This is a genomic window from Herpetosiphon sp. NSE202 (assembly GCF_042688385.1).
Lineage (GTDB): Bacteria > Chloroflexota > Chloroflexia > Chloroflexales > Herpetosiphonaceae > Herpetosiphon.
Genome location: NZ_JBHUPY010000018.1, coordinates 38,307 through 61,157, shown reverse-complemented (window position 1 = coordinate 61,157; position 22,851 = coordinate 38,307). Strand labels below are relative to the sequence as shown.

16 protein-coding genes are annotated in these 22,851 nt (G+C 50.7%); 11 read left to right on the top strand and 5 right to left on the bottom strand.

The window, feature by feature from the left end; genetic code table 11:
- The first annotated feature begins 87 nt into the window (after positions 1-87).
- Together ACFMKP_RS20635 and ACFMKP_RS20630 are read left to right on the top strand one after the other, a co-directional pair.
- Positions 88-2,025: a histidine kinase N-terminal 7TM domain-containing protein gene (locus ACFMKP_RS20635; protein ID WP_382294657.1), complete on the top strand. Its 1,938-nt coding sequence runs from the start codon at positions 88-90 to the stop codon at positions 2,023-2,025.
- 25 nt (positions 2,026-2,050) lie between these two features.
- On the top strand, positions 2,051-3,709 hold the full coding sequence (locus ACFMKP_RS20630; RefSeq protein WP_382294655.1) for a response regulator: 1,659 nt from the start codon (positions 2,051-2,053) through the stop codon (positions 3,707-3,709).
- A gap of 280 nt (positions 3,710-3,989) precedes the next feature.
- Here ACFMKP_RS20630 and ACFMKP_RS20625 read toward each other — a convergent pair whose 3' ends face one another.
- Positions 3,990-5,387, bottom strand: a complete 1,398-nt coding sequence (locus ACFMKP_RS20625; protein ID WP_382294653.1) for an NCS2 family permease — start codon at positions 5,385-5,387, stop codon at positions 3,990-3,992.
- A gap of 784 nt (positions 5,388-6,171) precedes the next feature.
- On the opposite strand from ACFMKP_RS20625, the gene rlmN reads away from it, so the two are divergent.
- From rlmN to ACFMKP_RS20580, 9 genes are all read left to right on the top strand, one after another.
- The gene (rlmN, locus tag ACFMKP_RS20620) at positions 6,172-7,263 is read left to right on the top strand and encodes a 23S rRNA (adenine(2503)-C(2))-methyltransferase RlmN (protein WP_382294651.1); all 1,092 of its coding nucleotides are present in this window, start codon (positions 6,172-6,174) and stop codon (positions 7,261-7,263) included.
- A 145-nt stretch (positions 7,264-7,408) separates the two neighbouring features.
- Entirely contained in the window at positions 7,409-8,473 is a 1,065-nt protein-coding gene (locus ACFMKP_RS20615) for an SAM-dependent methyltransferase (RefSeq protein WP_382294649.1), read from the top strand.
- 279 nt (positions 8,474-8,752) lie between these two features.
- A complete protein-coding gene (locus ACFMKP_RS20610; protein ID WP_382294647.1) occupies positions 8,753-9,742 on the top strand; it encodes a hypothetical protein in 990 nt (329 codons plus the stop codon).
- 500 nt (positions 9,743-10,242) lie between these two features.
- Positions 10,243-11,859, top strand: coding sequence for an FAD-dependent thymidylate synthase (locus ACFMKP_RS20605; RefSeq protein WP_382294645.1), 1,617 nt, complete (start codon positions 10,243-10,245; stop codon positions 11,857-11,859).
- Between the two features lie 9 nt (positions 11,860-11,868).
- Positions 11,869-12,693: a TIGR02587 family membrane protein gene (locus ACFMKP_RS20600; RefSeq protein WP_382294643.1), complete on the top strand. Its 825-nt coding sequence runs from the start codon at positions 11,869-11,871 to the stop codon at positions 12,691-12,693.
- Entirely contained in the window at positions 12,690-13,055 is a 366-nt protein-coding gene (locus ACFMKP_RS20595) for a hypothetical protein (RefSeq protein ID WP_382294641.1), read from the top strand. The genes ACFMKP_RS20600 and ACFMKP_RS20595 overlap by 4 nt, the downstream gene beginning before the upstream one ends.
- Before the next feature lie 306 nt (positions 13,056-13,361).
- Positions 13,362-15,350, top strand: coding sequence for a cellulase family glycosylhydrolase (locus ACFMKP_RS20590; protein WP_382294639.1), 1,989 nt, complete (start codon positions 13,362-13,364; stop codon positions 15,348-15,350).
- Positions 15,351-15,736: 386 nt separating this feature from the next.
- Entirely contained in the window at positions 15,737-16,144 is a 408-nt protein-coding gene (locus ACFMKP_RS20585) for a GNAT family N-acetyltransferase (RefSeq protein ID WP_382294637.1), read from the top strand.
- A gap of 10 nt (positions 16,145-16,154) precedes the next feature.
- On the top strand, positions 16,155-17,054 hold the full coding sequence (locus tag ACFMKP_RS20580; RefSeq protein ID WP_382294635.1) for an ATP-grasp domain-containing protein: 900 nt from the start codon (positions 16,155-16,157) through the stop codon (positions 17,052-17,054).
- A 40-nt stretch (positions 17,055-17,094) separates the two neighbouring features.
- Here the strand turns inward: ACFMKP_RS20580 and ACFMKP_RS20575 are convergent, their stop codons facing one another.
- From ACFMKP_RS20575 to hpf, 4 genes are all read right to left on the bottom strand, one after another.
- Positions 17,095-19,023, bottom strand: a complete 1,929-nt coding sequence (locus ACFMKP_RS20575) for an ELWxxDGT repeat protein (RefSeq protein ID WP_382294634.1) — start codon at positions 19,021-19,023, stop codon at positions 17,095-17,097.
- 189 nt (positions 19,024-19,212) lie between these two features.
- Entirely contained in the window at positions 19,213-21,165 is a 1,953-nt protein-coding gene (locus tag ACFMKP_RS20570; RefSeq protein ID WP_382294632.1) for an ELWxxDGT repeat protein, read from the bottom strand.
- A 125-nt stretch (positions 21,166-21,290) separates the two neighbouring features.
- On the bottom strand, positions 21,291-21,797 hold the full coding sequence (gene sixA, locus ACFMKP_RS20565; protein ID WP_382294630.1) for a phosphohistidine phosphatase SixA: 507 nt from the start codon (positions 21,795-21,797) through the stop codon (positions 21,291-21,293).
- Between the two features lie 96 nt (positions 21,798-21,893).
- Positions 21,894-22,454: a ribosome hibernation-promoting factor, HPF/YfiA family gene (gene hpf, locus ACFMKP_RS20560; protein ID WP_054533315.1), complete on the bottom strand. Its 561-nt coding sequence runs from the start codon at positions 22,452-22,454 to the stop codon at positions 21,894-21,896.
- Between the last annotated feature and the right edge of the window lie 397 nt (positions 22,455-22,851).

The window sequence follows — 22,851 nt, the reverse complement described above, 5'->3', positions numbered from 1 at the left end:
TCGTCGCGCCATGCTATAATTCAAGTTGGCGGCAATGCTGCGGCCACAGTTCGCAAACTACATTCTCAATCGCTAGGAAATTTAGGTATGGTGGCGGCGTTTTCGTGGACTAATTTTTTGCTAGCAGCCAATGACCTAACGCTAGCAGCAATTGTGGTCGTAGGGTTTTCGTTATTTGCCTATATTGCCCTGCACAATTGGCGCAATGGGGTAGCGCGTTCGTTTTGTTTGCTGATCGTTGGCTTGATGATTGTGCTTGGGGGCGCAATTCTACAACGGCAAGCACAAACTGAAGCTACTCGGCATGTGCTTTGGCGCATTCAATGGGCAGGGATTAGCCTTGTGCCTGCGGCCTACTACCACTTTGCTGAATCGTTGCTGCGCAGCACTGGTGATCCACGTATGTGGACGCGAGTGCTCTTACCATTATTCTATACATTTAGCGTTGGCTTTTGGTTGGTGGCACTCACCAGCAATCTTTTGGTGATCGATGTGCCCAGCCAGCCGTATGTTGGTTTTGGCAAAGGGCCGCTCTTTTGGTTTTTTATTAGCTATTTTGTGGCGGTCTGTTCATTGGGCGTGTGGTGCATTCGCCAAGCCCATCGGCGCTCGATCACGCCGGCCAATCGGCGGCGCTTATGGTATTTAAGTACTTCTTTTTTAGCGCCCTTTTTGGGGGTGTTTCCCTATTTAATCATCGCTGCCAATACTACGGTTGTGCCATCCTGGCTTTCGTTGATGTTACTAGGTGCAAGCACGACCGGCGTAGGAGTGATGATGACCCTCATGACCTATAGCGTCGCTTTCCATGGGGTGATTGTTCCTGATCGCTTAGTTAAGTATAATTTCTTAAGATACATTTTATATGGGCCAGTGGTTGGCGTGGCCTTGATTATTTGTTTGCAATTGGTCGAGCCGTTGAGTGCTTCAACTGGCTTGCCGCGCGCAACGATCACGATCTTTGGGGTGATGTTGATGACGGTGGTGATGCCAATTTTTATTGGGCGAATTCGGCCAACCGTCGATACCCTAATTTATCGTCAAGATAGTGATGAAGTGCGCTGGATGCGGCGTTTCGAGGAGCGAGCTTTTACGCGCCAAGATTTACGCCAATTGCTCGAAAATACCTTGGTGGCAGTTTGTGGCTCGTTGCGGGTTGAATCGGGTTTTGTGCTGGCTCCCAATGAAGATCAATTTACAGTTCAAGCCTCGTGTGGCCCGCGCCGCACGATCAAACAGTTTTTGAATGTCAATAATATTAGCGAGCTCTTGCAAAGCTTGCCGCATGGCGCGTTTCGCAACGATCGCATGCCCGAGGTCGAGGATTTTAGCATTCACGATGGGTTTTGTTTGTTGCCATTGTACAATAGCCAGCAGGAATTACTGGGCGCAATTGGCATTGGCTGTAAACCTGAACAACTGACCATCCCAACCCGCCAATTAATCGCAACCTTGGCGCATCAGATGGAATTGGCGCTGACCCATATGCAATTGCAGCAAAATCTATTTAGCTCGTTGCGTGGGCTAGCCCCGCAGAGTGCTTCGCTGTTACAATTGACCAGCGAAATTGAAACGCCAGCCTCGGAAATGGCCGATGCGATTGCTGATGTGGCGTTGCACCCTGAGTTTCCCCAATTGGTGAAAGATGCACTTTCGCACTATTGGGGCGGGCCGAAACTGAGCGATAGCCCATTGCTCGATTTGCGCACGGTGCGTCAATTGCTTAATACTCAAGGTGGCAGCCCAACCCGCGCCTTGCAAGGTGTGTTGCGCCAAGCAATCGAAAACATTCGGCCTGAAGATCAGCTTGATCCTTCTGCACCCGAATGGATGATTTACAATATTTTAGAGTTACGCTTTCTCAAAGGCTTACGGATTCGTGAGATTATAGATAAGCTCGCAATGAGCGAATCGGATTTTTATCGAAAACAACGGGTGGCGGTGGAAGAAGTGGCCCGTCAGTTGGCGCTGATGGAAGACCAAGGCGATCGCCCTGCCGGCTCGGTTGAGCGACAACGTCCCTAAGCGCAAGGCATCTGGAGACACCTGTATGGATAGCTACGAACGCCGTTCTCGTTTTGTTCACCGTTTTGCAACGCCGCTCACCACCTTGAACGCAGGTTTGGCCTTGCTTGAACGTTATTTAGCCGAAACCAACGCCAATTCGGCCCAAATTGCCGAAGTGATGGGCTTGCTCAATCGCTCGGCAACCCGCTTGGGTAGCGCAATTGATGTGTTGCAAGAATATATGTTTGACCATGCAACGGGTATTCAGGTGATTATCCCTGATGAAGTGCTGGCCCAACGTCCGCAACAAACCAACCAAGCGCCTGCAGAAGTGCCAAATTCGGCCTTGCCCAAATATCCGCCCGACATCGATACCAGCAAACCTTGTGTTTTGTTGATTGAAGATTCGCAGACCTATCGCGCCGTGGTTTCGGCTCGCTTAACGCAATCGGGCTATAACGTGGTTAGTGCGCCCGATGGCATGGCGGGCTTAGATTTGGCGCGGGCTTATCAACCAGTTGCGATTATTCTCGACCTGATGTTGCCGCACCTTAATGGCGAACAAGTGGCCTTTGTATTGGGCGAAGATCCAGAAACCAAGCATATTCCAATTATTATTTACACTGGTTTGGAAGCAACTCAAACCGAAAAACTAGAGCTTGATCCACGGCTGCAAATTATTCGCAAAGACGAAGCCTTGGATCGTTTGCCGATTATGGTTAGCGAACTGGTGACGAAAAGCCGCAAGAAAACCATCGCCGAACTTTTGGTCATCGAAGATGATCAAGAAATTCAACAAGTCGTCAGCCAAGGCTTATCGAATGCTGGCTATGCGATTACCGTTACCACCAGCGGCGAAGAAGGCTTGCGGCTCGCCATGCGCCAGCCCTTCGATTTGATTATGCTCGATTTGATGTTACCTGATATTGATGGCTGGACGGTGTTGCGCCAGTTGCGCGAGCGTACCCAAACTGCCACCACGCCGCTGATGCTGGTTTCGGCGCTGGGCAAGCCCGAGGAAAAAGTGCGCGGTTTTCAACTTGGCGCAGACGATTATATTACCAAGCCTTTTGATTGGAACGAACTGCTAGCGCGGATTAGTGCCTCGCTACGCCGCCGCGAAGTTGAAGGCAACGCCAACCCATCGACGATGCTGCCAGGCAATCGAGCAATTGAGCGGGCAATTGCGGCGCGGCTTGATCGCAAACAGCCATTTGTAGTAGCCTACTGCGATCTCGACCACTTCAAAGCCTACAATGATGAATATGGCTTTCTCAAAGGCGATGCGATTATTCACCAAACGGCGCGAATTATTACCGGAGCAGTTGAGCGTTCGGGAGCAGCTGGCGATTTTGTTGGCCATATCGGCGGCGATGATTTTGTGTTTTTGGCCCATCCCGATAATGTGGCGGCGATTTGTGAATCGATCATTCGCGAGTTTGATCAGCTTGCGCCGCTGTATTACGACATTGAATCGCGCCAACGCGGCTTTATTCGCCAAAACGATCGCGAGGGCAATCCCAAGCAATTTCCCTTTGTCAGCATCTCGATTGGCGTAGTTTCAAGCCTTAATCACCAGATTACCCACTTTGCCGAGTTTGGCGATTTGGCCGCCGATGTGAAAAAGCGAGCCAAAGCGCATAAAGGTAGCGTTTATTTGATTGAAACTGGCGATAAAGCGACTGTGAAAGTAGCGAGCTAGATTTGAAGTTCCCCTCACCCCAACCCCTCTCCCGTCCAACGGGCGAGGGGCTTTAACGCCGTGGTTCGTGCAAAAATCCTTGCAAAAACGGGTGCACCCCCTCGCCCGCGTTTTCCTGGGAGAGGGGGCTAGCTTTCAAGGGTAGGTTCTTAAGATCCCCTCACCCCAACCCCTCTCCCAGGAAAACGGGCGAGGGGCTTTAACGACGTGGTTCTTGCAAAAACGGGTGCTCCCCCTCGCCCGCGTTTTCGTGGGAGAGGGGGTTGGGGGTGAGGGAAACCTAAATCTTCGCTTCGATCAAGGGCAACAGGAAGTAGACCAAGAACGATATGGCAACAACCCACAACAAGGGATGGATTTGCTTGGCTTTGCCCAAGGCCAATTTCAGCACCACATAGCTGATAAAGCCAGCGCCGATGCCGTTGGTGATGCTATAGCTGAATGGCATAATCGTCATGGTCAGCAAGGCGGGAAAGCCCTCTTCAAGCTCGCCAAAATCAATCTCGCGAATGCCGCCGCACATCAAAAAGCCCACGATAATTAGGGCTGGCGCGGTTGCTTCGCTTGGCACAATGCCAGCAAATGGCGCAATCAGAATACTTAGCAGGAACAAAATCCCTGTAACCACGGCGGTTAGACCTGTGCGCCCGCCTTCGCCAACGCCTGCCGCGCTTTCGATGTAGGTGGTGACCGATGAAGTGCCGAATACGCCGCCAGCAACCGCTGCAACCGAATCGACCATCAACACCCGATTCGAGTTGGGTAAATCGCCATCAGCTTTGACAAAGCCTGCTTGCTCGCCAACACCAATGATTGTGCCCATCGTGTCGAAGAAATCCGAGAGCATCAGCGAGAAAATTACCAAGACCGCTGAGAGAACACTGACCAACTTGAACACATCGAAATTGATGCCTTGGCCAATCGTCTCGAAACTTGGGCTAGCCAACTCGCTTGGGAAAGCTCCTTGTACCCCAGCTTGGGCGCTAATATCTGCGCCAAAGGCATAATGGCTGACAACACCGATGATCGTTGTGGCCAAAATGCCAATCAGCAAGGCGGCTTTAACTTTGCGCGCCATCAAAATTAGGGTCAAAAACAAACCCAAGACGGTCAGCAAAATTGAAAAGGTGGTGAAATTGCCCAACGCCATGGGCGTGCCATTGCCACGTTGAACAATGCCAGCGTTATTTAACCCAATGAAGAGAATAAACAAGCCAATGCCAACGCTAATCGCTCGTTTTTGCGAAAGCGGAATCGCATGCATCACCGCTTGGCGAAAGCCGGTTAGCACCAATGCTGTAATTAACAAGCCTTCGAGCACAACCACGCCCATAGCTGCTTGCCATGGCAGGCCCATTGTCAGAATTAATTGAAACGCCACGACTGCATTCAAGCCAAGCCCGGGGGCGAGGGCAAAAGGATAATTGGTAAATAAGCCCATCGCAATACACATTAATGCCGAAACCAAACAGGTGGCGGTGAGAGTTGCGTTGAACGGCGGGCCTGCTTCTGCCAAGGGGCCGCTCGATAAAATCGATGGATTGACAAAAATAATGTAGGCCATCACGAAAAAGGTGGTTACGCCCGCTAGAATTTCGGTGCGAAGGTTGGTTCCACGTTCGGCAAAGCGAAAAAAGCCTGCCAAGCCAGCGTCAGGCCGCGAAGTGCTGCGTGCCACAGGTCAACTCCTTTGAATCAAGCCAACAATGCACGCCCGGCAAATGCTGGCCATGCCCAAGAAAGCTCCATCCAGCAGGCTGCCGTAGACTTCAAGATGGGGAAATAGAATTAAATTAGGCGTAGCGCTATTATACGATATGGCGGGGGAAAGGATGAAGGATGAATTATGAGGGATGAAAGAACATAGAGCAAAGAACATAGAGCATAGGGATTGGGGTCAGGGGATCAGGCTATGGGCGATAGGCTTTTGGCTATGGGAAATTAATAATCAAAATAATCTGTGCCAATCTGTGGCAAAAAAATAATCTTCATGCAATTCGTGGAGCAATTTAACACAGAGGCGCAGAGAACCGAAGGATGAAGGATGAGGGATGAGGGATGAAATGCCAAAGTCAAAACTCAAAACCACAAACATGCCGTTTTAACGCAGAGGAATTATGGGCGATATGTAATGGTTCATTGCGTTAACCTTCGATTGCCCCCTCACCCCCGCTCCCGCCTGCGAGGCGACGGGGAACCGCCGACTCCGTGCTCCCCTCGCCCGCATTCAGTGGGAGAGGGGTTGGGGGTGAGGGCATGCCACTGGTTCCAAAAGCCAAAAGCCAAGAGCCTATAGCCACATTCTGGAATTCGTGGCTAAAAAACTTAACTTCGCGATCTTCGCGCCCTTCGCGGTTTCTGTCCTTCGTGTCCTTCGTGGATCAAGCCGATCCCCGATCCTCAACAACCGATCCTCACGATAAAGAAAGATGGTATCATGGGGCGTAACAAACGAGGAACCCATGAATATTTACGATCTTGATTTGCAGGGCTTGACCGCGCAATTGACTGAATTAGGCCAACCAGCCTTTCGAGCGCGCCAAATTTATGCCCATTTATATAAAAAATTAGCCAACGATTTTGCCGCCATGACCGATTTATCGGCGGCGTTGCGCGAACAATTGGCGGCCAAATTTCAAATTGGCGGTCTTGAATTGGTGCGCGAGCAAACTACCGACGATGGTTTGACTCGCAAGGTGCTTTGGCGCTGCCCAGGTAATGCGGTAATCGAAACCGTGCTTATGATCTACCCGCCTGATCGGGCGACAATTTGTGTTTCGACCCAAGCAGGTTGTGCCATGGGCTGCGTTTTTTGCGCCACTGGCAAGCTGGGCTTGTTGCGTAATATTTCCAGCGGCGAGATTATGGAGCAGGTTCTGCATTTCGAGCGCTACTTGCGCACTGAAGGCGCTGCGATTGCCAAGCGCCATGGTGGGCCAGTGCCCGACCATATCACCAACTTGGTGTTTATGGGCATGGGCGAACCATTTGCCAATTACGACCGCTGGTGGGCGGCAGTTGAACGGCTCAACGATAAACAGGGCTTCAATCTTGGCGCGCGCAATATGACGGTTTCGACGGTGGGCTTGGTCAAAGGCATTCGCCAATTGGCCGATGAAGCCTTGCAAGTTAATTTGGCGGTTTCATTGCACGCGCCCAACGACCAATTGCGCAGCGAACTCATGCCGGTCAACGATCGCTTTGATATTAGCGATTTGATGGCTGCGATTCGCTATTACACCGAGAAAACGCATCGCCGAGTATCGTTTGAATATGTGCTGCTCGACGATAAAAACGATACACCTGAGCTTGCGGCCCAACTTGCTAGTTTGGTCAAGGGCATGCTGTGCCATGTCAATTTGATTCCGTGGAATCCGATACCTGGTACGCCCTTGACTCGTTCGCATCGCGAGCGGGTAACTGCCTTCCAGCGCATTGTGCAAGCGGCAGGCATCTCGTGTACGGTGCGGGTTGAACGTGGAGTTGAAATTGCCGCCGCCTGCGGCCAACTGGCAGCAATTCCCTCGCCAACCAGCCCGATAAACCTGTATTAATAAGGATGAAGGATGAATTATGAGGTATGAAGTTTTAAAATCATAAATCCTAGCTACAGATCGTTAAAATAGATTATTGATGCGGGATAGGCTGAAATTTCATCCTTCATCCCTTATCCTTCATCCTTTCGAAGGGGACTTTTTTGTGCTTGATACTTATCGTGTTTTGATTAGTGCTGCGCCGGAAATGCTTGAGGCAGCCATAGAAGAAATTCGTTTTGGCAAATTTGGAATTGCTGTTCAGCGGCTTGCGCCTGAGGTCGCCTTGGTTGAGCTAGAGCAGCCCTTAGCTGAATGGCAAGCAACCTTGGCTAAACGGCCAGCCGTTTTTATCCGCCATATTGCGCCAGTTCATCGTGAAGTTGTGCTCGAAGGCACGCCCGATGATTTGGAGCGCTTGACCCAAGTGGCGTTGAATCTCGCGCCCCATTTGCCAGCCCGCAAACCGTTTGCAGTGCAAACCCGCTTGCTTGATGAGCATGTGAAATTAACTCGTTTTGAAATCAACCAAGCCTTGGCCGAAGCAGTTTCGCAAGTAAGCGGCTTGCCCTTGGATGTGCGCAATCCGCAGGGTGTGCTTTCGGTTGCCCTGAGCATGGATCGGGCCTATCTCGGCGTTTCGAGCGTTGAATTCAATCGCTCGGCATGGGCTGGTGGTGCACATCGCTTTGCCCGCGAACAAGGCCAATTAAGCCGCGCTGAATTTAAGTTGCTCGAAGCCCAAGCCTTGTTCAATATCGATTGGCCTGATCATGGCCAAGCCTTGGATTTGGGCGCTGCACCAGGCGGTTGGACGCGGATTTTGCGTCGCGCTGGCTTGCCAGTTGTTGCGATTGACCCAGCTGATTTGCATTCCAGCTTGCGCTACGATCAAGGTGTGCGCCATTTGCAAACCTTGGCCCAACGCTTTTTGCCAACTCAAGAGCGCTTTACCGTGATTGTCAATGATATGCGGATTGATGCCCGCGATTCGGCGTGGCTGATGGTTGATGCTGCCAATGCTTTGACCAACGATGGCTTGGCGGTGGTTACGCTCAAATTGCCCCACGAGCATAGCGCCCAAATTGCCTATCACTCGCTGAGTATTTTGCGCACCGCTTATTGGGTGATTGGCGCACGCCAACTATTCCATAATCGCTCAGAAGTGACCGCTGTGCTGCGCAAAAAACACGAAAAACGCCCCAAAGTCGATCAGCCGCCACGCGATTGATCCACAAAGGGCACGAAGCTACACGAAGCCTGAAACCGCGAAGAACGCGAAGATCACGAAGTTAAGTTTTTTTGCCACGAATTGCACGAAGCATGGGAAACAGAACCATAATAACAATCCAGCAGACAAATATTTGGGGTGCAGGGGCTGAAAACCCCTGCGTCTCCCTCCAGCGGAGGGACGGAAGGGAGGAGAAAACGCCTTGATTCAAGCCAATAAACGCTGAACAGAGGTTTACGAATGCCCGATAATTCTCTATACAGCGCGAGCAACATTCAAATGCCAGCAGATCGGGGCAAAATTGTCTTTCGCCGTGAAAATGTGGGAATGTACTATGGCGGTAATGATGGCAAGGCAATTCAAGGTTTATTAATTGAATACGTCGATTTCCTCCTAACCAAGCAGCATGCGCAGCGGATTCATATAACTAGCTTGCCAGAAGCCTGCTTTATGGTGCAAGATTTTGGGTCGAGCATAGAATCGGTTGCTGGTTGTGGCTTGCCGCCAGCCGAGTTGCTGCATCTATTTGGCGCTGCTCAACAATGCAGCATCGATCTGCATGCTGCTGGGCAACATTATCAATTAAGCTACAACGGCGAGCCTACCATTCCTGCATTACAGCTGCTTGGTTCCAGCCAAGCCAACTATCGAAGCATCTTTTTTGTGCCCAACCACGCTATCTTCATACAGCGAACTAGCTCAATCCATCAACTGCTGGGTTCGTTGCGTGGCTTGGCAACGCTGTTTCCTGGTTGTCGAATTGAAGTGATTGATACGCTTCATGCCACCAGCAACCATCTGTTTTACCCCAATGGGCTGCGCGATTATCTCGATGAATTAATTTACAACAACTTAAATCCCCAGCCATATCTTGAGTTTGAGGCTGCCAATGAGCATGTTCAACTCAAAATTGGCCTGCAATTTAGCTATTTTAGCCAAATTGAGCAATGTTTGCTGCGCTATCGCCATGTGCCGTTTGAGCCAAGCTATCGCCAAGCCATCTTAAAAGGTTTGGCCGCAGGCTTAACTAGCTATGGCCATGCGCATAAAAAATTTACTGCTAATCAAGCAATCGAGCCTGCCCAAATTCGTAATTTTGGCTGTTTGATCGTTTTGGATCAGCTGGCAACATCATTGCAAGATGCAGGTCGTCGACCGAGCAATCCTTCGTTCATAGCTGCCGCCATTCAGCAACTTGTGCAGCAACAACTGCCTGAGCAACTGGCTCGCTTATCAACTGCCGAAATTGATCAGCTCGTTATGTGGTAGGTCTCTGATCCACGAAGAGCACGAAGTTACACGAAGCATGAAACCGCGAAGCTCGCGAAGAGCGTGAAGAAGAGAAGGCTCTAGGCTATAGGCGAGCGGAACAATTGGTGGGTTGTGCAACAGGGGTTGGGACTGTAGGCAACTGATGCCCTCACCCCAACCCCTCTCCCATCCGCTGGGCGAGGGGCTTTAACGCTGTGGTTCTGCCACAATTCGTTGGTAAAAAGGTGCTCCCCCTCGCCCGCGTTCAGTGGGAGAGGGGGCTGGGGGGTGAGGGGATCAAGCAGTGGTTAACCTCATGTACCAGTACATCTATGTTCTCTCGATTTCATCCTTCATCCCTCATCCTTCATACTTTCGTGGCTCTGCGCCTCTGCGTTAATAACTATCCTTTCAATGTTAGTTTATCCATAATCCCTAGTAATCTCACCAAAACACCACCTTGCAATATCAGGATAAAATAGCCAAGTTTGAAACAAATAATCTACTGGAGAACTCCAATGCATGACCCTTGGGGCGATACATTTACGCCTGAAGAACAGGCGATTCTAGCACCGTTTGTCACCAACCTCGATCAGCCAATTTTTGGCTTGCGCAACCTCCCAGAAGTTGTCAAAGGTGCCTTGTTCTCGCGCTATAGCCGCAGCGATAAGAGCCTACGCCGCATGCTGCTCGACGAATTTATTCAAGCGCCAGAGGCTGGTTTTCAGGCAATTGTTGGCCATGCCGCCAGCAATGGCAACGATCAATTGGTGGCAACCAAACAGGCCGAAGCGTTCTACGAACGGGTGTTACTCGGCTATGGCGACGATTCGGTTGCCGAATTGGGTGGGGCGCACGTGGCCTGCGAAGGCGTAAGCAACATCGTCGCCAAGGCGCTCGAAGATAGCCGCTTGGGCCTCGATCCGCTGGAGAAATCGACGCGCTATGTACCATTCGATCGCCAAGTAGCAGGGAAATATCGCTATCATCGTGTGGCCGAAATTATGCAATCGCCCCACGCCGCGCTGTATGAACAAACGCTTGATCGTTTATTCGACAGCTATCGCACTTTGATCGAACCAGTGCAAGCGTGGGTCCAAAGCGCCACCCCGCGCGATGCCAAAACCAGCGAACGGGCCTACGCCAGCGCGACGCGGGCCAAAGCGCTGGATTTATTGCGCGGGTTGCTGCCAATGGCGACGCTCACCAATGTTGGCTTGTTTGGCAACGGTCGCGCTTATGAATATTTGCTGACCAAATTAGCTAGCTCCGAACATAGCGAAGTTCGTGGCGTGGGGGTTAATCTGCAACATGAGCTTGATCAACTGATTCCTTCATTCGTTAAACGGGCCAAAACCGCGCGTGGTGCGGCCTATAGCCAATATCTCGCCACAATGCGCCAATCAGGCGCAGCGTTTAGCCCCGAAATTCCAGCTAGCCCCAATCAACAGAGCGTTAGTTTAGTTGAATTTGATCCTGATGCTGAGGCCAAAGTTGTGGCGGCGATTCTCTATCCACACAGCGATCAGCCTTTGGAAAACCTCCAAAGCTGGGCACGAAATTTGCCAACTGATCAGCGGATTGCGATTCTGCGGGCCTACGTTGGCGAACGTGGCTCGCGTTTCCATCGCCCAGGCCGAGCCTTCGAAGAAACCTACTATACCTTTGATTTTCTGGCTGATATTGGCGCGTATCGCGATTTGCAGCGCCACCGGATTCTGACCCAAGAGCGTCAGCGCTATAGCGTGGTTCATGGCTATGCAGTTGCGCCCGAGCTTGAGGCCGCTGGAGTTGCTGAGGCCTATTGCACGGCGCTCGATCAAGCGGCAGCAGCGGTGCAAACGATCGAGGCCGATTTGCCTGAAGCAGCGCAATATCTGGTGCCGTTTGCCTATCGCATTCGTTGGCGGTTTCGTTTGAATTTGCGCGAAGCCTATCATTTGATTGAGCTACGCGCCGCGCCGCAAGGCCACCCAAGCTATCGCGCGATTGCCCAACAGATGTACTTGGCCTTGCAAAAAGTCCATCCAAGCCTGATCGAAGGCATGCAATTTGTCGATTTGGGTGAGCATGCCTTGGAGCGTTTGGCAGCCGAACAACGCCTCGACCAAAAATTGGCCGAGCAGCAACGATAGGAATCAAGTATGTGGCGGCGTGAGTTTGATGATTTGCTCAATGGAATAGCTGGCGCGTTTTTGTTTGGCATTCCGTTGCTCTACACGATGGAAGTGTGGGATATTGGCAGCGATCTCACGCCGTTGCATATGGTGTTGTACCTTGGCCTAACCTATATCGCTTTGGTTGCGCTCAATCGGGCAACTGGCTTTCGGCGCAATTGCGATGAAACGTGGAGCCGCTCGCTCGCGGATAGCATCGAAGCTTTGGCGCTCGGTGCGTTAGTGGCATGTTTTAGCCTCGTCGTGTTACGGCGCGTCAGTTTTGATCTGGCGTATGATGTGATTTTGGGCAAAGTTGTTTTGGAAACCATGCCATGTGCAATTGGCGTTGGCATGGCCAATGGCTTGTTGCGCCGCGAAGCTAACGACGAAGAACCGAAGCAGCAAAGTTTTTGGCATGCGACCTTGGTTGATGCAGGCGGGACGATGCTTGGGGCAACTGTGGTTGGGCTTTCGATTGCCCCAACTGATGAAGTTGGCGTGATTGCTGCTTCGTTGCCGCCATGGTGGCTGTGGCTAATTATGGCGGCATCGTTGATCATTTCGTATGTGATTGTGTTTCAAGCTGAGTTTGGTGACCATAAGCAGCGTAAAAGCGATCGTGGCTTGTTTCAATCGCCACTCAGCGAAACGATTGCTTCATACATTATCTCGTTGGTGTTTGCTTTGGTCACGCTGCGGGTATTCAACCAAATTGATGAAAGTACATCATTGGCGCAAATTATCGATTACACGATTGTTTTGGGCTTGCCTGCCACGGTTGGCGGCGCGGCAGGGAGATTAGCGGTATGAAAAAACGCGAAGCACGTACAACCGCCGAATGGGTTTCGCTCGGTATTGCAGTCTTGCTGCTCAGTTGTTTGGTTGGCTTGATTGGCTGGCTGTGGGCCACCGAAGGCGACGAACCAGCCCAATTTAGCCTTGCAATGGGCGAGGTTCGCCAAGTTGGCCAACAATTTTACCTCGAAGTAACCGTGCGCAATGATGGCGATCAAGCAGCGGCTGCGGTCGAGGTTGTTGGCAAGGTGGATGATCAAGAGAGCAATGTGACGCTTGATCTCTTGCCCGGCCACGCTGAGCAAAGCGCAACCCTGATTTTTAGCAGCGACCCCAAGCAAGCAGAGCTGGCGGTTGTGGGCTATAGCGAGCCGTAATTTTTGATCCACGAAGGACAAGAAGAGCACGAAGAACGGAAACCGCGAAGAACGCAAAGATCGCGAAGGTTAAGTTTTTTAGCCACCGATTGTACAGATTGTTTTGATTATTAATTTCCCATAGCCAAAAGCCAAAAGCCCATAGCCTGATCCCCAATCCCCAACCCCCAACCCCTACTATGTTCTATGTTCTTTGCTCTCTGCTCTTTGGTAACTTTTCAGCTTTTTATCAGCAGCAAACCAAGGCAAGCATGGTACACTACGCAACGTTGAGAAGAATTCTGATTGTACAAGGGATAAACTGCAATGCACAAACGCTTGCTCCCTCTGGTGCTGGCGCTGGTGCTCGTCGTCACACCGTTTTTGCTGGCCAACCCCGCTACTCCCGCCGCTGCTGCCGAGATTCCATGGGGTGATAAAACAACGCCATTTGGCATGGTGGTCTCATTGGGCAACCGCGTGCGCGCCGATGAAATGCCCACCATGATTCGGTTGATGCGCGAAGCTGGTGTTCAGTGGAACCGCGAAGAAATTTGGTGGGATCAGGTTCAGTTTGAGCCAGATGGCCCCTTCCGCTGGGATGGCGATAGCTCAAAATTCTACAATTATGATCGGGCAATTCAGTTGCAGGCCGAAGCTGGCATCAACGTTTTGGGCTTGCTCGATTATAATCCTGCTTGGTTCAAAGGCCGCAATCCGCACCCAGAAGAATGGTTGAGCGATTGGGGCGATTATGTGTATGCAACGGTCGCCCGCTATGGCCGTGAGCGTGGCCAAATCAAATATTGGGAAGTCTGGAACGAGCCAAATTTGGTGCCATCGGGCTATGAAAGCGGCCTCTACAACGTCGATGATTTTGTGCGCGTATTACAAACTGCCAGCGCTGCGATTCGGGCAGCCGACCCTGAGGCTAAAATTGTCTTGGGTGGTGTCGCCGATATTTGGAGCGAAATTCCCGAATTTGCCTACGATACGCCCGATTATCTGCAACGCTTGTATAATCTTGGTGCTTGGCCGATGTTTGATATTTTAGGCCTGCACCCCTATCGCCCAGATGCGCCCGAAGTGCCAGTTTTGCGCCGCGATCGCACCCAGACTTATCGCGAACAGGCCGCCGAAATCGATGCCCTGCTGGCCCAATTTGGCAGCAAGCCGATTTGGTATACCGAGGTTGGCTGGTCGACAGAAAGCGATGGAATTGTTGATGAAGCTGAACAAGCGGCATGGCTGCAACGCTTCTATCTGCTGGCGATGACCCACCCAGGGGTTGAGAAAATCTTTTGGTACGATTTCCGCAACGATACTGGCGACAATGTGAATTACACTCGCCCAATCAATGACCCAACGGAAAATCAATTTCACTTTGGCATGTTGCGCCGGACCTATCCACTCAATTTTGATGATCAACGGATTCGCAAGCCAAGCTATAGCGCCTATTATCATCTGACCCATAACTTGGGTGGCTTGAGTTGGCAAGCAAATTATGCATTGCCCTACGATGCTGGGCTTGGTTGGCAACATTGGAGCAACGGCGATCGTTCGGTTGATATTTTGTGGTGGGTCCACGAAGCTCAATCGCCACCATACCTCGAAATTAATTGTGATTGCAAGCATGTGCAGGTGCGGGCCTACGATGGAACGCTGTTGCGCGTTGTCAACACCGACACTGGCACCGTCAAAATTCAGCCCGATCAACGTGGCATGCCAATTTGGGTTGAATATGGCGGCTACAGCGGCGAAGGTCGTAGTTTCGCCGAAACCCCGCATACGATTCTTGGTGGCTTTTTGAGCTATTGGGAGCAAAATGGCGGTTTGGCGCGCTTTGGCTTGCCATTAACCGACGAATTGACCGAGCCAGGCCCAGGCCGCATGCCAACAATTGTGCAATATTTTGAGCGCAACCGCTTTGAATTACATCCCAACAACCAACCTGAATTTCGGGTGCAACTCAGTTTGCTTGGGGTGCGTTCGCTCGAACGCGGTGGTGTTGATTGGCGTAGCCTGCCGCCAGCCCAAAATCCGCCTGCTGAATGTAGCTATTTCGTCGAAACTGGCCATAGCTTGTGCTATCCCTTCAAGGAATATTGGGAGCAAAATGGCGGCATTGCCTTATATGGTTTTCCGGTCAGCGAAGCATATTGGGAATACGACGAAGCCCAAGGCAAAGGCTTTTTGGTGCAATATTTCGAGCGCAACCGCTTCGAGCATCATCCTGAGCTGGCTGGCAGTGCCTACGAAATTCAGCTAGGCTTGCTTGGTCGCCAACTCTACCAAGGCTGGGCGCAGTATCCGTAAAGAACAAAGAACATAGAACATAGTAAGGATTGGGGGGCGGGGATCGGGGATCAGGCTATTGGTTATGGACAATTAGAGGCATGCCCTCACCCCCAGCCCCTCTCCCACTGAACGCGGGCGAGGGGAGCACTGATTCAGCGGTTCCCCCTCTCCTCGCTGGCTTGAAAATTTCGCTTTTTATATGTTTTCTGTTCATAGAGCACTGATTCAGCGGTTCCCCCTCTCCTCGCTGGCGGGAGAGGGGGCTAGGGGGTGAGGGGATTAGACTCAATGGAACCGATTGCCTTTCTTGCCCTACAAATTCCAATCCCCGTTCCCGAGATCGATCTCTGAACTTCACTTCTCCTCTATGCTCTATGCTCTATGTTCTTCAGCGAGGGAGTGCAATGTCAATTCACTACAAGCGCGATTTAGAAGCCATCGATTGGGCTAGATTAAAAGCTGAGCTTGCAGCCGATAAGTTTGATAATGGGCGCACGCCAGAGCAATATCAACGATCGTTTGCCGCCAGCTATAGCGTCTGTTTTGCGCTCGATGGCGAACGGATTATTGGCAAGGCGCGTGCATTATCCGATGGCGTATGCAACGCCTATATCGTCGATGTCTGGACGCAGAGCGATTACCGCCGCCAAGGGATTGCGAGCAGTTTGGTGAAGCAGATTTTGGCCGATTTGCAAGGCCAACACGTTTGTTTATTTACCGACGATCAGCAAACGTTCTATCGCCAATTGGGCTTTGAGGAAGAAACGACCGGTATGTCGCAGGTAATTGGCCAATGGCTTCAGAAGGCGTAAAGGAGTTGCGATGCTAGTTGTACTGAGTGAAGCAACTCTCAATCAACAGCAAACAACCAATGAGCGTGAACTTAACCTGATTACAGAAACCGCCCGCATGCTTGGCTTGCGGGTTTATGCGTTGCCACCCGAACCTGAGCAATGGGCAGATTTTGAGGCTGTGCTTGCTTATGTGCCAGTGTTTGAGCAGCCACAAACCGGAATTTGGGTTGGTTATATTCCTAAGCCTGAGCATTACGCTGCGCTCTATCACGCGGCAGCAACCCGCAATATTTGGCTTATCAACACCCCAGAACAATATCAAACTGCTATGGAATTCGATCGTTTCTATCCCTTGCTTGGCGAGCTAACGCCATTAAGTTGTGTCATTACTGAGCTTGGCCAATTAGCCGCAGCAGAAGATCGCTTGGGCTGGCCGATCTTCGTCAAAGGCGCAATCAAATCGAATAAGGAGCAGGGTTGGCAAGCGTGTGTGGCAACGACTAGCGCCGAACTCGAGCATCTAAGCGTTCAACTCTTGAACCAACCAGCCCAAGCGCGCGGTCGAGTTATTTTGCGCCGCTTCGTTCAGTTGCGCACGCTTGAGAGCCACTATCAGGCCTTTCCCTTAGGCCGCGAATATCGGGTCTTTGTCTATCAAAATCAAGTTTTGGCCTATGGCTTCTATTGGGATGCACCAAGTGAGGAATTTGCACTGAATGTTGCCGAGCTTGCTAGCGTCAAAAATCTCGCCCGCGAAGCTGCTCGGCGGGTTGGTACACCGTTTATTGCTGTCGATATTGGCCAACTCATCAATGGCGAATGGATTGTGATTGAAGTTGGCGATGGACAGTTTTCAGGCTTGAGTCAAGTGCAAGCCCTTGAACTATGGAGCCAGCTTAAAGCCAAACTTGAGGTAGTGGCCGAATAAGCACGGTGGCGCAACCTTTCCAGTTGCGCCACCGCCTTGATTAGCGCCGAATGTCTTTGACCAAGCGCAAACCTTGGGCATCGCTCAGCCAAAGCTCGCCACCATGTTGGCTATCCAGCAAGGTAAAGAAGCTGCGTTTGGCATTGCTAGCTCGTTTTGTTGCGTCGAATGTATTGCCACTCATGCTCATCAATGAGCCTTGGTAGCTCATAGCTTGATAATCGGCAGCACTGCGATAGACCCGCGTTCCATGGTTGAACAAGTGCCAGCCAATCAATCCATTGCCTGTATCCTCTAAAATTAGGTCGAGCGGCGTGAATTGGGTTAAGTCGTTAGCCGAGTTGAAACGCCACCAACCAGTTTGTTCTGTCTCGTTATACAAGTGCAGAAACAGTTGGTTATTGGCGCTCAGCAAGCGATAGGGAGTCATGCCATTAAGCGTTTGTTGGCTGGTTTGTTGTGGTTGGCCATTGGTGTGCCACAGGCTCGTGCCAATCCCTTGAGTATAGACTTGATAATACACCTCGTTATTCACTTGGGTTAGTTGTGAAGCAGGCAATGGGTTGCGAATGCTGCCCGTAATCCATGGGTGGGTTGCCAAAACATGCTGCTCGCCAGTGCTGATATTGACATTCCACATGCCAAATGTGCCTTCATTACTTGCAGCGACAATCACATGGTTTGCATCTAATGGCTCTAATTCAAAGACACTATGCACATCGCCAGTAAAATTGCTGATTTGGCGCGTGCCAGCCTCGCTGCCATCAGTCCACCATACTTGCACTCCAGCCTGTTCGTTGCGGGCTAAGAAGGCCATGCCATCAGCAATCGGCGTATATTCTGTCCAGAAAAAACCATAACTCGTTTCAACATTGGCGTGGGCTGGGCCTGGGTTGATGTCGCGCAACAGGTAGGTGCCAGCAGCGGTGCCATCGCTAAACCATGGCTCAACTCCGCTTATGCCATCGTTGGCAAAAAAGAGGATTCCATCGCCCAAGGCTATTAGGTTGGTCATATAGGTATTGCTACCTGCAAGCTGTTTTACCAAACGGGTTCCTGCCTCGCTGCCATCGCTAAACCACAATTCATTAGCTTGTGGGGTCAAACGAATGAAAAATAGGCCATGTTTTGCTTTGGCCAATTGATACGGCCAGCCATCGCCTGCGCCAGGCTCAATATCTTTAACCAAGCGCGTGCCGTTTTCGCTGCCATCACTTGCCCATAACTCGCGGCCATGAATCCCATCGTCAGCAGTAAAGAAGAGCGTGTCATTGACCAGCATTAATTCATAGGGCCACGAACTTTCACCACCACGTGATTGTTGTGATTCTTTGCCAACCAAACCCAGTAAGACTTTAAATTGATCGGGCTGATTAGGATGCCACTCGAAGCGCGCGCGCTCGAAATGTTGGGTCTGCACCGTATCGCCATTGGCATTGGTTTCCAGCTGCACATCAGTCAGCGGATAGCCAAACAATTGCAACGAACGACCAAACGCATCAAGCTGTGGGTCGTTCAAGCCATGATTTTGCCAATAGGCCATAAAGCCCACGCCATTGGCTTGATTACACACATTGTGGCCAGTTGTTTCAAACCACAAACAGCCTTGTTGCGGCCCAGTTTCACGCGGCAACATCGCACTATCAATGTTGCGATAGCGCAGCAAATCATCGCCCAGCCGCCCCAGCAACACATCATAAGGTGCGGCAAACTCAGGGTGCAATTCAAAGCGTGCCCGTTCAAAGTATTGCGTTCGGAAAGACTCCCTACTATCTTGATTGTATTCATCTTCGGCTTTGCTGAGTGGATAGCCAAAGACTGGCAATCCGCCATTTTGCTGCCAATATTCCAAAAAACGGCCTTCGATACAAAAGCCGGTTTGCTCAAAACATTGCTGCTCAGCCGCTTGACTGGCGTGAGGCATTGTCAAACTGGCAACGATCAAGCCCAAAAGAATCCAATATTTCATCGCTATTCCTCCAATACATCAATATGCTGAGTATAGCAATCGGGCTTGTTTTGGGCGATGAACGGCGTGTGGTATGCGACTGCGAATCAACTTACAAACTAATGGCAAGCTGAAATTTGGCTGAATTGGCAAGCAAAAACTCCACCTGTTGCTCCAAGTGGAGTTGCTTGCTAAGCGCAGATCAGATTGTTATGGGCGAATATCTTTGACCATGCGCAGCGTGTTGCCATCGCTATACCACAGCTCTACGCCATGAGCCAAGCTTGGCAACGCCAAGAAGATGCCTTGATTGGTGCTAAAGCGGCTTACTTGGGCAAACGCTGGGCTATTTGCCAACCGATGAAAGCCTGAGCCAAGGTAGGCCAGCGTTTGGTTGCTGGAGGTGTTGGCATACACGCGGTAGGGTGATGTTTCGCCGCTAATCCCGAATATGCGCTGACCATTAATCCGCAGTTGTTGAACATTAAGCCCACTGCGTTGTTGCAGTTTCGCGCCATCCCACGCCCACAAGCCAGCCTCGCTGCGATCTGCATTCAGCAATTGGAGATGCAATTGGCTTTGGCCCTGGTCGTTGCTGATGTTTTTAAGCTGATAGCCAGCTAAATTGATTTGGCTTGCGCCTGTTTGGCTATCAACTTGCCAGAGGGTTGAATTAAGCTCATCAACCACGTGGTAATAAACTTTGTTGCCAATATTGACCAGATTATGCGCCGAAACGATTAAGCGCGTGCCAAGGTAAAAGCGGGCATGGCTGGTGAGTTGGCTTTGCTTGCCGGTTGTAATGTCGATCTGGACAATTTGGATAGCCTCAGGTTTCTGAACTGCGGCAATGATCTGCTGATCATTCAAGCGTTCGAGTTCGGCCACAAATTCATTATTTGCTGCAAAGTTGCTAATTTGGCGTGTGTTTTGGATGCTGCCATCGCTGAGCCACAGTTGGTTGCCAGCGCTGCCAGTGTTAGCTATAAACACCAGCCCATTGGACATGGAGGTAAATTCTGCAGCGAAATAATAATTACAACATGTTTGAACTCGAATTTCCGAGCCAGCTGGGCCTGGGTTAATATCGCGAATCAGATATGTGCCAACGCTGCTACCATTGCTGAACCATGGCTCAATGCCAGTTTCAAGGCTATTGCCCAAAACAATGACCCCGCCAGCAACTGCTGCAATATCAACGATTGCTGGTTGTTCGACGGCTGGGCGCATAAACGAATAGACCAGTTTGGTGCCAATTTCAGTGCCATCGCTCACCCATAATTGGTCGTTAGCATCAGTTGTAATCACAAAAAACACTTGGCCAAGCGCGGCGGTTAATCGATAGGGGTTGCTTGAGCCAGTTGGCCGAATATCTTTGACCAGGCGCGTGCCCGCATCGCTGCCATCGCTGACCCACAACTCTTGGCCATGCACGCCATCATCGGCAGTGAAAAACACTCGGCTATCGATCATCGTGAGGTTGCTGGGGTTTGAGCCTTCGCCATAGCGCAATTGCTGCGATTCTTTGCCCACCAAGCCAAGCAACACTTTGAATTGATCAGGCTGATTGGGATGCCATTCGAAGCGGGCACGCTCGAAATGTTGGGTCAGCACCGTATCGCCATTGGCGTTGGTTTCCATTTGCACATCAGTTAATGGGTAGCCAAACAATTGCAATGAACGGCCAAAGCTATCAAGTTTGGGGTCGTTGAGGCCATTGCTTTGCCAGTAGCGCATAAAGCCCAAGCCATTGGCCTGATTACAAACATTGTGCCCAGTGGTTTCAAACCACAAACAATCGGCTTTGGAACCGGTCTCACGCGGTAACATTGCGCTATCGAGATTGCGATAACGCAGCAAATCATCGCCCAAGCGTCCGAGCAACACATCGTAAGGAGCGGCAAACTCAGGGTGCAACTCAAAGCGGGCTCGTTCGAACTGTTGGGTCAAAAAAGTTTGCTGACTATCCTGATTGTAGCGATCTTCTGCTTTGCTTAATGGATAGCCAAAGACTGGCAAGCCGCCATTTTGCTGCCAATATTGTAGAAAGCGACCTTCGATACAAAAGCCAGTTTGCTCAAAACATTGCTGTTCGGCGGCATAACTCGCCTGGGGTAACGCTAAACCAACAAGAACAACGAACAAGAGAATCCAACGTTTCATCAGTAATTCCTCCTACATAACTATAGGCGTGAGTATACGCAACTTGGTTGCTGATAACGATGAAACGTTGCTCTCAACAGGCTTGTAGTTGGCTTACAAGCTGTAATTTTGCTGAAAATGAGCTGTTAATGCTTCTGTTTTATGGGCTTGGCTTGGCGGGCATCGGCCAGCGCAATCAGCACTTTTGGCGCTAGCAGCCAACTAATTTGGCCATGCTCGCCCTGCATCTCAACTCGGCAAACCGTGCCTTTTTTGAAAATCAGGTTGGTACCATAGCCTGCAAGCTGCGACACATACTCGCTAAGATTTGGCTGATGGCCAACGATCATGAGGCTTGAACAATCGGCGTTAAGGCATTCGGCAATAAAATCGCTCTTGGCTGCATCGGGTTGCAATTGCGCTTTATGCACTGGTGGGTCAGTGCTAAGCGCTTCGGCAATAATGCTAGCGGTTTCGGCGGCTCGCGGCAAGGGGCTACTCAAAATCAGATCTGGTTTGATTTCCAGTAAGCGTAGCGCTTGGGCACATTGGCGAATCCGCTTACGCCCACGCTCGGTTAAACGCCGATCCTGATCAAGGCCACTTTCGGCCCAATCTTCGGCAATTCCATGGCGCACAAAATAGAGAATCATTGGCACACTCCACAAAAATCAAGGCTCTTGCATTATGCCTGATTAAAGCAAAACAGGGATCACACATGCATGTGATCCCTGCTGCAAGAAGGCGATTTAGCGGGGCATAATCAAGCCATAATTGCCATCGTTACGGCGATAGACAACTTGGATTTTTTCGGTTTCAGCATCGCGGAACACGAAGAACGAGTGGCCCAGCAACTCCATTTGTTCAATGGCTTCATCGCTAAACATTGGACGCAAGGTTACATCCTTGGCTCGAATAATTTGGCGTTCTTCTGCTTGTTCTGCATCGTCGGGCAATTCTGGCAGCGGAGCAGCAATCATTTCGCCAGCTGAGCGGCGCAATTTGCCACGGCGATAATGTTTTTCCTTGAAGCGGCGAATTTGGCGCTGCAAATTATCGTGCACAGCTTCGACTGCTGGATACAGCTCGCGATCATTTTCTTCGGCCCGTAAGATAATTCCGTGGTCGGCCAACAACGTTACTTGGACGGTATATGTTTCGCCGCTACCTCGCAGTGTTTCAAAACGGCATTCCACTTTCCAATCGTTAATTCCGTCAAGGTAGCGTTCTAATTTGCCTAATTTTTCTTGAATAAATGCTTTTTGCGCATCGTGTAGCTTAATATTACGGCTCTTAATGTTCCATTCCACGGTACGCCTCCTTAAAAAAACCTAAAGTGCACCAGCTTCTTACCCAAGCAAGGTAAGAAGCTGGCAAAGGGCTGCTCCTAGTGGAACGTTCTTCAATTGGATGCTGCTGTTACGCATAATCCTCAACCCGCATCAAAGCCCCATTGCAAACCAAAGGGCGAGGAGATTTAACCAGTTCTCAATGCTGAATTGCATTGAACGTTCACGATCCAAGTGTTGCGAATGTGCGGTGCTTGTAACCAGCACCCAATCTGTTCACCAACTTCATTCTCGGCAACCATGCCCAAGCCTATGTGTTTGAGCAATTGATTGTTGAATGCAGCTCACTTGGAGCAGTTGCCAGTATTGTACTATGGCCATGAAGTGAACGCAATAGAACCAACATCCGATTGTAAAA